17 protein-coding genes are annotated in these 13,776 nt (G+C 59.9%); 8 read left to right on the top strand and 9 right to left on the bottom strand.

Going from position 1 to position 13,776, the window contains the following annotated elements; genetic code table 11:
* Positions 1-56 precede the first annotated feature (56 nt).
* The 3 genes from GGD50_RS01505 to GGD50_RS01495 form a co-directional block, all read right to left on the bottom strand.
* A complete protein-coding gene (locus GGD50_RS01505) occupies positions 57-1,109 on the bottom strand; it encodes a zinc-binding metallopeptidase family protein (protein WP_107107367.1) in 1,053 nt (350 codons plus the stop codon).
* A gap of 141 nt (positions 1,110-1,250) precedes the next feature.
* On the bottom strand, positions 1,251-1,442 hold the full coding sequence (locus GGD50_RS01500) for a CsbD family protein (protein WP_107107366.1): 192 nt from the start codon (positions 1,440-1,442) through the stop codon (positions 1,251-1,253).
* 95 nt (positions 1,443-1,537) lie between these two features.
* Positions 1,538-2,143, bottom strand: a complete 606-nt coding sequence (locus tag GGD50_RS01495; RefSeq protein WP_107107365.1) for a YqgE/AlgH family protein — start codon at positions 2,141-2,143, stop codon at positions 1,538-1,540.
* Positions 2,144-2,283: 140 nt separating this feature from the next.
* Here GGD50_RS01495 and GGD50_RS01490 point away from each other — a divergent pair, with 140 nt between their 5' ends.
* Positions 2,284-3,111 carry a protein-disulfide reductase DsbD domain-containing protein gene (locus GGD50_RS01490; RefSeq protein WP_414124606.1) on the top strand — a complete coding sequence of 276 codons (828 nt, stop codon included), beginning with the start codon at positions 2,284-2,286 and terminating at the stop codon, positions 3,109-3,111.
* 82 nt (positions 3,112-3,193) lie between these two features.
* Positions 3,194-3,679 (top strand): peroxiredoxin, encoded by a 486-nt coding sequence (locus GGD50_RS01485; protein ID WP_107107363.1) that lies wholly within the window; start codon positions 3,194-3,196, stop codon positions 3,677-3,679.
* Positions 3,680-3,723: 44 nt separating this feature from the next.
* Here GGD50_RS01485 and GGD50_RS01480 read toward each other — a convergent pair whose 3' ends face one another.
* Both GGD50_RS01480 and GGD50_RS01475 read right to left on the bottom strand, forming a co-directional pair.
* Positions 3,724-4,032: a type II toxin-antitoxin system RelE/ParE family toxin gene (locus tag GGD50_RS01480; RefSeq protein ID WP_107107362.1), complete on the bottom strand. Its 309-nt coding sequence runs from the start codon at positions 4,030-4,032 to the stop codon at positions 3,724-3,726.
* On the bottom strand, positions 4,033-4,278 hold the full coding sequence (locus tag GGD50_RS01475) for a type II toxin-antitoxin system ParD family antitoxin (protein WP_107107361.1): 246 nt from the start codon (positions 4,276-4,278) through the stop codon (positions 4,033-4,035).
* A 301-nt stretch (positions 4,279-4,579) separates the two neighbouring features.
* Between GGD50_RS01475 and GGD50_RS01470 the strand changes: the two genes are divergently transcribed.
* From GGD50_RS01470 to GGD50_RS01450, 5 genes are all read left to right on the top strand, one after another.
* On the top strand, positions 4,580-5,362 hold the full coding sequence (locus GGD50_RS01470; RefSeq protein WP_107107360.1) for a metal ABC transporter ATP-binding protein: 783 nt from the start codon (positions 4,580-4,582) through the stop codon (positions 5,360-5,362).
* Complete coding sequence (locus tag GGD50_RS01465) at positions 5,359-6,231, top strand: metal ABC transporter permease (protein WP_107107359.1); 873 nt, start codon at positions 5,359-5,361, stop codon at positions 6,229-6,231. The genes GGD50_RS01470 and GGD50_RS01465 overlap by 4 nt, the downstream gene beginning before the upstream one ends.
* A 19-nt stretch (positions 6,232-6,250) precedes the next feature.
* Positions 6,251-7,153, top strand: a complete 903-nt coding sequence (locus tag GGD50_RS01460; RefSeq protein WP_107107358.1) for a metal ABC transporter solute-binding protein, Zn/Mn family — start codon at positions 6,251-6,253, stop codon at positions 7,151-7,153.
* Between the two features lie 142 nt (positions 7,154-7,295).
* Entirely contained in the window at positions 7,296-7,790 is a 495-nt protein-coding gene (locus tag GGD50_RS01455) for a MarR family winged helix-turn-helix transcriptional regulator (RefSeq protein WP_107107357.1), read from the top strand.
* Positions 7,787-8,473 (top strand): GNAT family N-acetyltransferase, encoded by a 687-nt coding sequence (locus GGD50_RS01450; RefSeq protein WP_107107356.1) that lies wholly within the window; start codon positions 7,787-7,789, stop codon positions 8,471-8,473. Before GGD50_RS01455 ends, GGD50_RS01450 begins: the two co-directional genes overlap by 4 nt.
* Before the next feature lie 30 nt (positions 8,474-8,503).
* On the opposite strand, the gene GGD50_RS01445 is transcribed toward GGD50_RS01450, so the two are convergent.
* The gene (locus tag GGD50_RS01445) at positions 8,504-8,812 is read right to left on the bottom strand and encodes a Dabb family protein (RefSeq protein ID WP_107107355.1); all 309 of its coding nucleotides are present in this window, start codon (positions 8,810-8,812) and stop codon (positions 8,504-8,506) included.
* Positions 8,813-9,326: 514 nt separating this feature from the next.
* Here GGD50_RS01445 and GGD50_RS01440 point away from each other — a divergent pair.
* Positions 9,327-10,943: an arylsulfatase gene (locus GGD50_RS01440; protein ID WP_181316021.1), complete on the top strand. Its 1,617-nt coding sequence runs from the start codon at positions 9,327-9,329 to the stop codon at positions 10,941-10,943.
* A gap of 94 nt (positions 10,944-11,037) precedes the next feature.
* Here GGD50_RS01440 and rnhA read toward each other — a convergent pair whose 3' ends face one another.
* The 3 genes from rnhA to ispH all read right to left on the bottom strand — a co-directional run bounded on the left by rnhA (position 11,038) and on the right by ispH (position 13,639).
* A complete protein-coding gene (rnhA, locus tag GGD50_RS01435) occupies positions 11,038-11,478 on the bottom strand; it encodes a ribonuclease HI (protein WP_107107354.1) in 441 nt (146 codons plus the stop codon).
* Positions 11,475-12,440, bottom strand: coding sequence for a homoserine kinase (locus GGD50_RS01430; protein ID WP_107107353.1), 966 nt, complete (start codon positions 12,438-12,440; stop codon positions 11,475-11,477). Before GGD50_RS01430 ends, rnhA begins: the two co-directional genes overlap by 4 nt.
* Positions 12,441-12,631: 191 nt before the next feature.
* On the bottom strand, positions 12,632-13,639 hold the full coding sequence (ispH, locus tag GGD50_RS01425; protein ID WP_107107352.1) for a 4-hydroxy-3-methylbut-2-enyl diphosphate reductase: 1,008 nt from the start codon (positions 13,637-13,639) through the stop codon (positions 12,632-12,634).
* Positions 13,640-13,776: the final 137 nt, after the last annotated feature.

Here is a 13,776-nt window from a genome sequence, read left to right as displayed (position 1 = left end):
GGCCTGTACGGCGCTTGCGCTTCGGGCCTCCTTTCCTCGTTTGCAGAGAAGGCAGATCATGCCTCTGCAATCACCTGTCGGATATATTCCAGCTTGGTGACGACCGGCGGCGACAGGATGAAGGGATAGGAATCCGGCTGCCCCATGCTGCGCTGGATGGAATTGATCGCGACGCTCAGCGGAATCCAGGCGCTGACGAGTTGTTCGGCGCTCTCAGCTTTATAGGGATTGAAATCCACCTCCGCCGCCATTTCGTGATAGCCGCGAGGATCGACCGCAAGACCGAAGGAGCGGGCGGTCTCAAGCGTGTCGACGATGTGGAGGTAATGCGCGAAACACTCGGCAAAATCTTCCCAGGGGTGGGCACTCGCATAGGCGCTGATGAAATTGTCCTGCCAGTTTGGCGGCGGGCCGTTGTCGTAGTGTTGCTGTAGCGCCGCGCCGTATTCCACCCGCTCATCGCCGAACACGACGCGAAAGGCATCGAACCGATTGCGGTCGCGGATCAACTTGTTCCAGATGAAGTGGCCGGTCTCGTGGCGGAAATGGCCGAGCAGCGTGCGGTAGGGCTCGTTCATCGACGTGCGGGCCTGTTCGCGCGTCACATCATCGGCCTCGGCGGCGCGGATGGTGATCAGCCCCTCCTCGTGGCCGGTCCTGGCCGGCACAACAGTGCCGCCCTGCACCTCGTCCTCGAGGAAGTCGAAGACCAGGCCACCCTCGGGATCCTGCCGGCAATCGGGGTGCGGCAGATGCCAACGCAACAGCGAATAGAACAGATGCCGCTCGGCCTGGCCGATGCGCCGCCAGCGGTCTACGCCTTGCCGCGTGTCGGTATTCGGCACCAGCCGGTTGTGACGGCAGGCGATGCAAAAGGGTTCTGGGTCACCGGCCTCAACCATCCAATTGCAGATATCGAGTGCGGCATTGGCGCAGAAGCGGACGAGACGGGTCGGGTCGGCGACTAGGCGCCAATTCGATCCATCCGCCTCCAGCGCATACATCGCAAGACGTTCGGGAACAAAGCCGAGCTGATAGCCGCAGCGCACGCATTGCCGGTTATCGAAATGGACCGGCTGGCCACAATGGTCGCAGGCGAAAAGCCTCATGCAAAGCGCTCCAAAACTTGGCCATGACGAACAGAAAAAGAGCCCGTCGCGAGTTTCGTGACAGGCTCTTTCACTGCGCCGCGCATGCGACAGCACGCGAAAGGACGCAGCACTTAACTTGGCGCGTAGCGAACTATCGGATCAAATCCGGTGTGCCGCGCCCTTGGCTTTCTCCTTGGCCTTGCCAACGGCCACTTGGGCCTTACCTTTAGCCTTCTGGGCCGTGCCTTCGGCGTGCATGCTCTTGCTCTTCGTGGCCTTGCCGGCAACCTGTTTGGCCTTACCAGCGGCCTCGTTGGCTTTGCCGGATACCTTGTCACTCATGCTGCCCATAGCGAACGCCTCCTCATTCGGCACCGGCGGGCTTGCCGGTGCGGTGACAGGGAAACGTCACTATCAATATTTCGTTCCACAAGGGCGTGGACGGCTCAGGCGTGCCCCGCATGCGGCGACAGCATGGCGGCGTTGATGCCCATCAATGCCAGCGCTCGTTCATACTTGTCGTCGAGGCTGCGGTCGAAGATCAGCTCTTCATTGGCTGGGCAATTGAGCCAGCCGTTATTGCTGATTTCCGCCTCCAACTGACCTGCGCCCCAGCCGGCATAGCCGAGCAGCATGGTGGCGCGCTTCGGCCCGCCGCCCTTGGAAATGGCGCGCACGATATCCAATGTCGCCGTCAGGCTGATATCGTCGCTCACCGGAATACTGCTGTCGCTGATGTAGTCGTCGGAATGCAGGACGAAGCCACGGCCGCTTTCGACCGGCCCCCCCGTTTGGATCGGGAAATCACGGGCGACCGGCGGCAGAAGAATAGCATCGTCATCCTTGATCATTTCAAGATGCAGCAGCACATCGGTAAAGGTCAGGTTCTGCGCGCGGTTGATGACGAAGCCCATGGCGCCGGCAGCGGAATGAGCACAGATATAGATCACTGTGCGATGGAAATTCCGGTCTTCCATACCCGGCATGGCAATCAGGAACTGGCCGTCGAGAAAACCTCTTTCGCTCTTATTCTTCAGCGTCGATAGGGACATCGTACCTCCTGACTGCAGTCTGTAACTGCGCCCCTCGAAGAGAAGATGGGGCAATGTCATAAATCAATCAACTGAAAATGATCATTTCTTTTTCGCGTCGTTCTGGCACAGGCCTGCGCCATCCGGTAAATCCTTGTTCCATGATCGGAAAACTCTTTTTTATCCCACTGTTAACAACACTGGCCGCCGCAACACTGGCTGGAGGCACCGCCCATGCCGCCATGAGCGACTGGGCAAACAATGAGGGCGGTCGCATGCGGCTGGTGGCGCTGGCGCCGGATGCTCAGGGTCATATCCGCGCCGCTCTGCAGATCGAGCCTGCACCCGGCTGGATCACCTATTGGCGCGAGCCCGGCGAAAGCGGAATTCCGCCGCAGGTGAGCCCGACGCCCGATAGCGGCGTTGCGCTGGAAAAGACGAGCTTTCCCACGCCCAAACCGATCACCGTCGGCGCGATCCAGGAAATCGGCTATGATGCGCCAGTGACATTGCCGCTTGACTTCCGTCTCACCGGCAAACAGCCATCGACACTCCACCTCACCGCCTTTATCGGGCTCTGCAAGGACATCTGCATTCCCTTCCAGGCCGAATTTTCGCTGCCGCTATCGGCGGCCGGCCAATCGACGCCGCATGAACAAGCCTTGCTGGACGCTGCCAACGCCTCGCTGCCGCAGGCTCCTTCTGCGGATTTTGCCGTCGAAAATCACCGACTTTCGCCCGATGCGAAGACCCTTTCGCTGCGCCTGACGCTGCCGGAGACAACAGGAAGCGCTCCATCGATCTACGTGACCGGCCCGACCGGCTATGTCTTTTTCAAACAGGCCAACGGCACACGCGACGGCAAGACTTTTGCGACCGACATCGCGATTGGAAAGCTTCCTAAAAATTACGATATCAAGGGCAAAAGCTGGGGCATCCTTGTCATCGACGGTGAACGCGCCATGGAAACCACGCTTGCGTTCGAATAGCGCGGATCTATAGTTTCGCCCAACCATTTTCATTCAAAGGGCGGCGGTTCGGCCGCCTAAATTGTGACCCAAGGAGAATGCCATGACCATCGCTGTTGGCGATAAACTGCCTGCCGCCACCTTCAAGGAAAAGACCGCCGACGGCCCGGTCGAGATCAGCACCGAGCAGCTTTTTGCCGGCAAGCGCGTCGTGCTTTTCGCCGTTCCCGGCGCCTTTACGCCGACCTGCTCGCTGAACCATCTGCCGGGCTATCTGGAAAACCGTGACACCATTCTCGCCAAGGGTGTCGACGACATCGCTGTCGTTGCGGTCAATGATTGGCATGTCATGGGTGCCTGGGCGCAATCCTCAGGCGGCATGGGCAAGATCCACTTCCTTGCCGACTGGGACGCCTCTTTCGCCAAAGCCCTCGGCCTCGACATCGACCTCTCCGCCGGCGGCCTCGGCATCCGCTCCAAGCGCTATTCCATGCTGGTGGAAGACGGCGTGGTGAAGTCGCTCAACATCGAGGAAAGCCCCGGCCAGGCAACGGTTTCCGGCGCGGCAGCGATGATCGAGCAGCTTTAGGTTTCGACAGAGGGGCAAAGGAGTGCGAGGAGCGCTGCTTTGCCTCAATCATCATGATGAAAATGGCTGTCGAGATCGCGATGGCCTTCGAGTACCTTTAAGACCTCAAAAACATCGCCGACATAGTGAAAGAAGATTACGTAGCCCCGGAAGGCATAGCTACGTATGTCATGCCGGAGTTCTGGTCTGGGACGTCCCATATGGCCAGGTAGCGACGCAAGATCAGAGCACTTACCGCGCAACGCGGTCGTAAATTTCAGAGCTATTTTCTGACTGCCGCTCTCATGTGCGATGAATGTCAGGATATTGAGAATGTCGTTTTGCGCGTCTCTCGTGTAACGCAGCCGAGCCACTCAATACCCCTCTTTGGCGAGTTCTGCAGCTCTAGCATCCAAAGCGGCCCCGAGCTCCTCATCGGAGATGTCGCCGCCTGCAGCAATCGACGCCTCCAAAGTGCGGCGTAGCGAAGCAAGTTTTGCTTCGCGCTCCTCGACGAGTCGCAAACCTTCGCGCACCACCTCGCTCGCAGAACTGTAGCGCCCTTCTTTAACGGCTTTCTCCACGAACTTTTCCAAACGCTCTCCGATAGAGACATTCATGAGTTTGCTCCGGTAATCTCGATATCCGATAACAATATATGCCCTATATATAGCATTCCTGCCAGATTTCACAGTTTCGGATTGCGTTGCAACGGCTCGAACCCTGTCATCGCCACTTTTTTGCCGTATTCCCTTCGCAACAAGACGTAATGTTATTACATTATGCGAGTTGCCACATGCCTTTCCGAAATAATCCCTTTGCCTCCTCCTTAATTGGCCGTTCTGCAATGACGCGTCTCGCGTTCGTTGCGATCGGTATCGCAATCCTCTGGGCGACGATCGGCTGGGCGGTGGCGCTGGCATGAGTGCTTCGATCCGCCTCAACAATCTCACCGTGACCTATGATCGCCATCCCGCCGTGCATCACGTTTCCGGCGCCTTCCAGGCCGGCAGCCTGACGGCGATTGCTGGGCCGAACGGGGCCGGAAAATCGACGCTCTTGAAGGCGATCATCGGCGAATTGAGACCGGCGGAAGGGACTATCGATCGTGGTGGGCTGACGCGCAACGATTTCGGCTATCTGCCGCAGGCGGCTGACATCATCAGGCGTTTTCCGATCTCGGTCGCCGATACCATCATGCTCGGCGCCTGGAAAAATTCCGGCGCCTTCGGCCGCTTCTCGCGTGCGGATGCGGAGCACGCCCGGGATGCGCTCGCGGCGGTGGGGCTCACCGGCTTCGAGCGCCGGCATATCGGCTCGCTTTCGGCCGGGCAATTCCAGCGCGTACTCTTCGCGCGGCTGCTGCTGCAAGACGCCCGCGTCATCCTTCTCGACGAGCCCTTTACCGCCATCGACCAGCGCACGACACGCGACCTCCTCGACATTGTCCTGCGGTGGCATGGCGACGGGCGCACGGTGATTGCCGTGCTGCATGATTTTGATCAGGTGCGCGCGCATTTTCCGCAGACGCTGCTGATCGCGCGCGAACTCGTCGGCTGGGGCCAGACAGAGGACATCATGAGCCCTGACAATCTCATCAAGGCGCGAGCCATGGCCGAGCGTTGGGACGAGGATGCTGAGGATTGCCTGCCGGAGCGGGGGCTTATCCAGCGGGAATTGGCGAAGCGGGAGCCCGCCGAATGACGGCTTATGATATCTTCCTCGCGCCCTTCGCCGACTATGGCTTCATGCGGCGCGCACTCATCGCGTGCCTTTGCCTCGGGCTTGGCTCCGGACCGATCGGTGTCTTTCTGATGCTGAGGCGGATGAGCCTGATGGGCGACGCCATGAGCCATGCCGTACTGCCGGGGGCGGCCATCGGCTATCTGATCGCCGGTTCGCTGTCGCTGACGGCCATGGGGCTTGGCGGGCTTGTGGCCGGCCTGTCGGTGGCACTGCTCTCCGGGCTCGTCAGCCGCATGACGGTACTGCAGGAGGATGCGAGTTTCGCCAGCTTCTATCTGACCTCACTCGCGCTCGGCGTACTCATCGTATCGCTGCGCGGCTCCAATATCGATCTCCTGCATGTGCTCTTCGGCACCATCCTCGCGATCGATGCCCCTGCCCTCTTCCAGATCGGCGCGATCACCACGGCGACGCTCCTGGCGCTCGCCGTCATCTACCGGCCATTGGTGATGGAGTGCTTCGATCCCGGTTTTCTGCGCGCTGTGGGCGGTCGAGGCCCGGTCTATCATTTCCTCTTCCTGCTGCTGGTGGTGCTCAATCTCGTCGCCAGCTTCCAGGCGCTCGGGACGCTGATGGCAGTCGGGCTGATGATGCTGCCGGCGGCGATCGCGCAACTCTGGTCGCGCAGCCTGCCCGCAATGATGGCGATCGCGGCGGCAACCGCGACCGCGTCGGGCTATATCGGGCTCATCGCCTCCTATCACCTCGAATTTGCTTCCGGCCCGACCATCATCATCACGGCGAGCCTGATCTACGGCTTTTCCATTCTCTTCGCACCTTCGGGCCTGGCCCGACGGTTTATTCCCCATCCCCATCTTAGGGGCTAATTTGATCAAGGAGATTTTTATGATCAGACGCAGACTGCTTCTCTCGGCGGCGCTGCCGGCCTTCATCGCCTTCGGCATTGCGGCGCCCGCTTCGGCCGAAACCTTGGACGTCGTCGCCTCTTTCACCGTGCTGGCCGATGTCGTCAAACAGGTCGGAGGCGACCATGTGAAGGTGTCGAGCCTCGTCGGCCCGAACGGCGATCCCCATGAATTCGAGCCCTCGCCGACGGACGCCAAGAAGCTCAATACGGCCAAGGTCACCTTCGTTAGCGGCGAAGGTCTGGAAGGCTGGATGGATAGACTGATCAGCGCTTCCGGCTATAAGGGCACGCCGGTCGTCGTCTCCGAAGGCATCAATACCCGCACCATGGTCGACGACGGCAAGACCGTCACCGATCCGCATGTCTGGAACAGCCCGGTCAATGTGAAGATCTGGGTTGCCAATATCGAAAAAGCGCTTTCCGCCGCCGATCCGGCCGATGCCGCCGATTTCAAGGCCAATGCCGAGCGCTATACCAAGACGCTGACCGACCTCGACGCCTATGCGCACAGCAAGTTCGACAAGATCGCCGGGGATCGCCGCAAGATCCTGACCAGCCATGACGCTTTCGGCTATTTCGGCCGCGAATACGACGTCACCTTCCTGTCGCCGCTCGGCGTTTCCACCGAAACCGAAGCTTCGGCCGCCGGCGTCGCCAAGCTGATCGAGCAGATCAAGGCCGAGCATGTGAAGACTTATTTCTTCGAGAACTCGAACGATCCACGCCTGGTCAAGCAGGTCGCCAAGGCAACCGGCGCCGAGCCCGGCGGCGAACTCTATGTCGAGGCCCTCTCCAAGGCCAACGGCCCGGCTCCGACATATGAAAAAATGTTCCGTTATAACGTTGATCAGCTTGCCGCCGCGATGGCGAAGTCGAGCTGAGGAAGCCGTACAAATATGGCCGTGGGCATGTGCCTGCGGCCTTTTCATTTAGAGATCGAGAGCGAAAACCAGCGGGCAGAATTGACAGAATTTACATAATAAGTTATATAATGCATTATATAAACAAGGACTGGAAAGCGCTGTGGTTGAAGATATCGTGAAATCGCTTGGTTTCCTCTGCCTCGGCAGCCGCTTCCGCCGTATCGGCGAACGCCTTCAGGCCGATACACAGCAGATTATGGATGAGCTTGGCGTCTCTCTCCAGTCCGCTCAATATCCCTTCCTCGCGGCGATCGATCGCGCCGGTCCGCTGACCATCGGCGAACTTGCCCAGGCAGTCGGCATCACCCAGCCGGGTGCCACGCGCACTGTTTCGCAGCTTCTGGAACTGGGTTACGTCAACATGCAGGCCTCACCGGAGGATCAGCGGCGAAGACTGGTCTCGCTGACGCCGAAAGGGCAGGAACTCGTCGATTATTCGAAACGATCGGTCTGGCCGCGCGTCGAACGGGCGGTTATCGAACTCTGCGGCGAAATATCCGGGCCGATCCTGGAACAGCTCGCTGCAATCGAGAATGGGCTTGCCGAAGCGCCGCTTGCCCGTCGTGGCCGTCTCGACAAGGAGCAGACACCATGAGCCATATTCTCGACCGTCCCGCCTGGAACGCCCTTCGAACTGCCCACGCGACGTTGGCAGAAGGCAGCGAGCGCGCCCGCCGCTATCTGCCGTCCATCGTGCCCTTCGCAGCCCCCGCCGATGATACGGCTGAAAGCCTCGAGGCTCTGGCGAGCCTGCCGGTGGCCGACGAGGTCATGGCCCTCGTCGAAGTCAATCCTTTCTCGATCCCTGAAGGACTGGCGATCGTCACTGAAGGCAGACTGGTGCAGATGATCGCCGAACGGCCCTATGAGCGCATCTCGGACAGCCGGATCGAGCCGCTGACGGAAGCCGATGCAGCGGAAATGCTCGCGTTGGCTACGCTGACCAAACCCGGTCCCTTCACACTGCGCGCCCAGAGCCTCGGCACCTTTTGGGGCGTGAAGATCGATGGCCGCCTCGTCGCCATGGCCGGCCAGCGCATGCGGCAGCCCGGTTTTACCGAACTCAGCGGTCTCTGCACCCATCCCGATTTTCAGGGACGCGGCCTTGGCACCCTGCTCTTCCGCTTCGTTGCCGGCGAGATCTCGGCGAGAAACGAAACCGTCTACCTACACGCCTACGCCACGAACACACCGGCCATCTCGCTTTACAAGACGATGGGTTTCCGCTTGCGCTCGGAGATGAATCTCCGCGTCGTTACGCGCAGGCGACCAGTATAACGAGGCCTACGGGTGTATGTCAGCGGCCCTTTAAAGATTGAGATCGAAAACCAGCAGGCCGGCAAGGCCACCATCGGTCGAGGACACGATGCGCCCCCCAACGGCAACGTGTTCGGGATGCACGAGATAGGCATCGCGCACTTCAGGGCTCTCGAACGTCACCACGAAGCCATCGACGAAGCCACCATGCAGCCCCTCCGGCGAGACATTCGGCCCATATTTGACATCGATGATGCCGGGGATGACCTGCTGCAAGGCGGCGATGGATTCGAAAAGCGCTTTCTTCTCGTCCTGTGTCATGGCGGATTTCAGCCGCATGAAAACGCAATGCAGGATCATATTCATCTCCCTAGCTGTTTTGGCGCAGCATAGAGGGAAAGGGGGATGGGGCAAGATGCGGGGTTGCTATGTTTGGGCTTTTTGGTGAGCACCTACCATGACGCCTTTCGGCTCGAAGCGGTCCTCGCCGCAGCGCATTCTATCACGGGCTAGCAGGAACGGCAGTCGTTGCTACCGAATTGCGGACGCCTCGCGAGAAACGTGTTATGTTACCTTCCAGCAGCTATAGCGATCGGTCGCCGCAGTCCGCGTGGCTGCATATGGTGGTGGCTGAGCGCCTAATCGACTTCGTTAGGCCGTAAAGAGGCGATTTCCCGCATCTTTGGGTCAAGTCATGCGCTCAGCGCGTAATACTCCTTGGTAAATCGCATGCATCGTCCCGAGGGGGCGAACTTGACGTTGGTTGCGGATTTGAGGGACCGCGGTCCGGCTATCGGCGCTGGCGTATGTGGTGGCCATCACAGCGAGCATGCCCAATTCACAAACCATGCTCGCCCAACAGAGGGAGATTAACATGAACTGGAGTAGTTTGGCGCGCCAACTGCTTGGCGCTTCCTGTGTCGGATTATGTTTTGCGGCGTCGCCGGCAATCACGCCTTCGGCCTCCGCGCAGCAGCCACAAAAGCCCAATATCGTGTTCATCATGGGCGACGATATCGGTTGGTTCAATATCGGCGCCTACAATCAGGGCATCATGGCTGGCAGGACGCCGAACCTGGACCGACTGGCATCTGATGGCATGCGGTTTACCGACTATTACGCTGAGGCGAGCTGCACGGCGGGTCGAGCGAACTTCATCACCGGCGAGCTGCCGATCCGTACCGGGCTGACGACCGTCGGACAGGCCGGTGCTACCCTTGGCATGCCCGACGAGGCGCCGACAATTGCCACCGTGCTCAAATCGATGGGATACGCCACCGGCCAGTTCGGCAAGAACCACCTGGGGGACCTCAACCAGTTCCTGCCCACGGCGCATGGATTTGATGAATTCTTCGGCTACCTCTATCACCTCGATGCGATGGAGGACCCCTGCCATTCTACATACCCGCCGGCGGTGAAGGACATGGTCGGTCCCCGGAACATGGTTCATAGCTATGCGACCGACGGGGATGATCCAACCGTACAGCCGCGCTGGGGCAAGATCGGGAAGCAGAGAATCGAGGATGCCGGCGAGCTTTGCCCGGACCGCATGACGACAGTTGACGATGAGATACTGGCGAATGCCCTCAAGTTCGTCGACAAGGCAAGGCAGGACGATAAGCCGTTTTTCCTCTGGCTCAATCCCACGCGCATGCACGTGGTTACGCATCTCTCGGAGAAGTACGAGAAAATGCGAACACCCGAGAACGGCTGGTCTCTTGAGGAAGCCGGCATGGCGCAGCTTGACGACATCGTCGGTTCTGTCATGAAGTACCTGAAGGACAACGGACTCGAGAACAACACGATCCTTGCCTTCTCCACTGACAACGGCACCGAGAACTTCACTTGGCCTGACGGCGGGCAGACCCCGTTTGCGGGTGGCAAGGGAACTGTCATGGAAGGCGGCTTCCGCGTACCGATGATCATCCGCTGGCCCGGCCACGTACCGGCAGGCAAGGTGGAAAATTCGATTGTCTCAGGGCTGGATTGGTTTCCAACTTTCGTCGCTGCTGCCGGCGATCCGAACATCGTCGGCGAGCTCCAGAAGGGCAAGCAGATCGGTGATCGGACTTACAAGGTGCATCTCGATGGTTATGACCAGACCGACCTCATCACTGGCAAGGGCCCGTCGCAACGGCATGAAGTCTTCTATTTTGCCGAGTCCACGCTAGGTGCGGTGCGCATCGACGACTTCAAGTACCGGCTTACAGATCAGCCGAATGGCTGGTTCGGCGCCACCGTCAAGGTCGACTGGCCGATCCTCCTTAACCTCCGCTTGGACCCGTTCGAGCGCACGGGCCTCGGCCAGTCGCTCTTCGCGAAGGATTGGTGGGCTTACGAATTCTGGCGCTACGTCTTCCTGCAGCAGGAGATGGGAAAAGCCGCCCAGACCTTCCTCGAATTCCCGCCCATGCAGAAGGGCGCAAGCTTCAATCTGGAGGCTTTGAAAGAGGAGCTGGACAAGAAGATGGCCAGTCAAGCTGCTCATTAACTGGCGATTGTGCGCGCTAGATCGAGGCGGACGCCATTAAGGCGCCCGCCGTTGGCGTAGCGCGACCATCCAACCATCGGCCCACAGCCACCCCCTACTTCCTCTTAAACGGCTCCATGCCCTTGCGCGCCAGCTCGTCGGCGCGTTCGTTTTCCGGGTGTCCGGCATGGCCCTTGACCCAATGCAGGGTCACCTGATGCCGGCTGCGGGCTTCTTCCAGGGCTTGCCAGAGTTCGGCGTTTTTCACCGGCTTTTTGTCGGCAGTTTTCCAGCCGTTTTTCTTCCAGCCGAAAATCCACTTGGAGATGCCGTCCTTGACATAGACGCTGTCGGTATAGAGATCGACTTCGCAGGGCGTTTTCAGGGCGCCGAGCGCCGAGATCGCCGCCATCAGCTCCATACGATTGTTGGTCGTCTCCTGTTCGCCGCCGAAAAGCTCCTTTTCGACATCGCCATAGCGCAGCACCGCCCCCCAGCCGCCGGGACCGGGATTGCCGGAGCAAGCGCCGTCGGTAAAGATATCGACGTGTTTCATGCCTTCAGCCCATATTCGGCGCTAGAGGCGATCTGGCGATGGAAGCGCAGCTTGCGCAGATATTCGAGCGGGTCTTTCTTGGTGACCAAGGCGCCGGCTGGCGTCGTCAGCCAATCATAGAGGCGGGTCAGGAAGAAGCGCAGCGCCGAGCCGCGCGACAGTGTCGGCAGCGCGGCGATTTCGGCGGCGTCCAACGGCCGAACGCTCTGATAACCTTCCAGAAGCGCCATGCCCTTGGTGATGTTGTAGGCGCCGTCCTTCTCGAAGCACCAGGCGTTGAGGCAGATCGAGACATCATAGGCGAGCAGATCGTTGCAGGCGAAATAGAAGTCGATCAGCCCCGAAAGCGCGTCGCCGAGAAAGAAGACGTTGTCCGGAAACAGATCCGCATGGATGACGCCATCCGGCAAGCCCTTCGGCCAATGGCGCTTCAGGAAATCCAGTTCGCCGCGGATCTCGTCCTGCAAGCCTGGTTCAACCTCGTCGGCGCGCGCTTCGGATTTTTCCCAAAGCCCCTGCCAGCCTTCAAGCGACAGCGCGTTCGGCCGCTTGATGGCGAAGTCTTCGCCGGCGACATGCATCGCGGCCAGCGCCTTGCCGACTTCGCGGCAATGTTTTGCCTCGGGCTTGCGCAACCACATCCCTTCGAGAAAGGAAATCAGCGCGGCCGGACGGCCCGAGAGATGGCCGAGCAACGCGCCATCCTTGCGCGGCAATGGCAGCGGGCAGGAAAGGCCGCGGCTTGCCAGATGCTGCATCAGGCCGAGGAAAAACGGCAGGTCGCCCTTCTCGACGCGCTTCTCATAGAGCGTCAGGATCAAAGGCTCGCGCGACGTGTGCAGCAGGAAGTTGGAGTTTTCGACGCCCTCGGCGATGCCCTTGTAGGAGAGCAACGTGCCGACATCATATTCCGTCAGGAACCACTTGAGATCGTCTTCGGTAATATCGGTATAAACGGCCACGAATTATTCCCTTTGATACATGCCGGCCACCGCAACCACCCGCCCTCGCCCTTCGAGGGCCCTTTGGGCCACCTCAGGGTGGGGACTGATTTTTGGCACCTGGCGACGAAACTCTCTCCACCTCATCCTGAGGTGCCTTGTCGATGCAGCGTCAGCGCAAGCGGCAAGGCCTCGAAGGACGAGGTGGCCCTTCAATCTCCATTGACGAAGGCCATGTCGGCCACCGTCAGTTCGATATTGCGCAGCTCGCGATTGACGAGGAAATTCTCGGTCTCCTTGACCGTTTCGGCAAGCTCCACCACGGCATTGTAGCGCGCGCGGAAGGCTTCGATGATCTCGTTGACGATGACCTCCGGCGCCGATGCGCCGGCGGAGAGGCCGACGGTTTTGATATCGCCGATATCGTCCCAATCGATTTCCGAGGCGCGCTGGACAAGCACGGATTTCTTGGCCCCTGCTCTCAGCGCCACTTCGACGAGACGCTTGGAATTGGACGAATTCGGTGCGCCGACGACGATGAAAAGATCGCAGCCCGGAGCGGCTTCCTTTACCACTTCCTGGCGGTTGGTGGTGGCGTAGCAGATCGAGTCGGCGGCCGGCGCGGTGAGATTCGGGAATCTCTGCTGCAGCCGCGCGATGACGCCGGCGGTGTCGTCGACCGAGAGCGTCGTCTGCGTGACGAAACCGAGATTGTCCGGGTCAGCAGGTTCATAGGCGTCGACATCCTCCACCGTCTCGATCAACGACACCGAACCCTCCGGAAGCTGGCCCATGGTGCCGATCACTTCCGGGTGGCCGGCATGGCCGATGAGGATGACGTGGCGGCCGAGACGGTTATGCCGCATGGCCTGCTTATGCACCTTGGACACCAGCGGGCAGGTGGCATCGAGATAGAAGAGATTGCGCGCGTCGGCATCTGCCGGCACGGACTTCGGAACGCCATGGGCGGAAAAGACGACAGGCTGGGCGCGATGTTCCGCCGGGATCTCGTTGAGCTCCTCGACGAAGACGGCACCCTTGGCCTCCAGCCCTTCCACGACATAGCGATTATGCACGATCTCATGGCGGACATAGACCGGCGCACCATAGGCTTTCAACGCCAGCACGACGATCTGGATGGCGCGATCGACGCCGGCGCAGAAGCCGCGCGGGCCGCAGAGCCGGATGGTCAGGTCAGGTTTGGAAACCGCTATGTTCATGTCTCTTCCGAAATTCGGGGCGATGGCAAGGCTACAGATATAGGTTCGCCCCGCCGCTTGCTCCATTTAATGCATGTCGCGCAAAAGTGTGCGGCGGTTTTGCGAAAACGACATGCAAAAATAAAGAGCTAAAGCGT

This window comes from Martinezella paranaensis (assembly GCF_014200235.1).
GTDB lineage: Bacteria > Pseudomonadota > Alphaproteobacteria > Rhizobiales > Rhizobiaceae > Rhizobium > Rhizobium paranaense.
The sequence above is the reverse complement of the archived record's forward strand: the minus strand, read 5'-3'. Positions and strand labels throughout refer to the sequence as shown.

Bases quoted from the DNA above. Each gene is read 5' to 3' on its own strand.
- GGD50_RS01505 (WP_107107367.1), bottom strand. From the start codon at position 1,109: ATGAGGCTTTTCGCCTGCGACCATTGTGGCCAGCCGGTCCATTTCGAT.
- GGD50_RS01500 (WP_107107366.1), bottom strand. From the start codon at position 1,442: ATGGGCAGCATGAGTGACAAGGTATCCGGCAAAGCCAACGAGGCCGCT.
- GGD50_RS01495 (WP_107107365.1), bottom strand. From the start codon at position 2,143: ATGTCCCTATCGACGCTGAAGAATAAGAGCGAAAGAGGTTTTCTCGAC.
- GGD50_RS01490 (WP_414124606.1), top strand. From the start codon at position 2,284: ATGATCGGAAAACTCTTTTTTATCCCACTGTTAACAACACTGGCCGCC.
- GGD50_RS01485 (WP_107107363.1), top strand. From the start codon at position 3,194: ATGACCATCGCTGTTGGCGATAAACTGCCTGCCGCCACCTTCAAGGAA.
- GGD50_RS01475 (WP_107107361.1), bottom strand. From the start codon at position 4,278: ATGAATGTCTCTATCGGAGAGCGTTTGGAAAAGTTCGTGGAGAAAGCC.
- GGD50_RS01470 (WP_107107360.1), top strand. From the start codon at position 4,580: ATGAGTGCTTCGATCCGCCTCAACAATCTCACCGTGACCTATGATCGC.
- GGD50_RS01465 (WP_107107359.1), top strand. From the start codon at position 5,359: ATGACGGCTTATGATATCTTCCTCGCGCCCTTCGCCGACTATGGCTTC.
- GGD50_RS01460 (WP_107107358.1), top strand. From the start codon at position 6,251: ATGATCAGACGCAGACTGCTTCTCTCGGCGGCGCTGCCGGCCTTCATC.
- GGD50_RS01450 (WP_107107356.1), top strand. From the start codon at position 7,787: ATGAGCCATATTCTCGACCGTCCCGCCTGGAACGCCCTTCGAACTGCC.
- GGD50_RS01445 (WP_107107355.1), bottom strand. From the start codon at position 8,812: ATGATCCTGCATTGCGTTTTCATGCGGCTGAAATCCGCCATGACACAG.
- GGD50_RS01440 (WP_181316021.1), top strand. From the start codon at position 9,327: ATGAACTGGAGTAGTTTGGCGCGCCAACTGCTTGGCGCTTCCTGTGTC.
- rnhA (WP_107107354.1), bottom strand. From the start codon at position 11,478: ATGAAACACGTCGATATCTTTACCGACGGCGCTTGCTCCGGCAATCCC.
- ispH (WP_107107352.1), bottom strand. From the start codon at position 13,639: ATGAACATAGCGGTTTCCAAACCTGACCTGACCATCCGGCTCTGCGGC.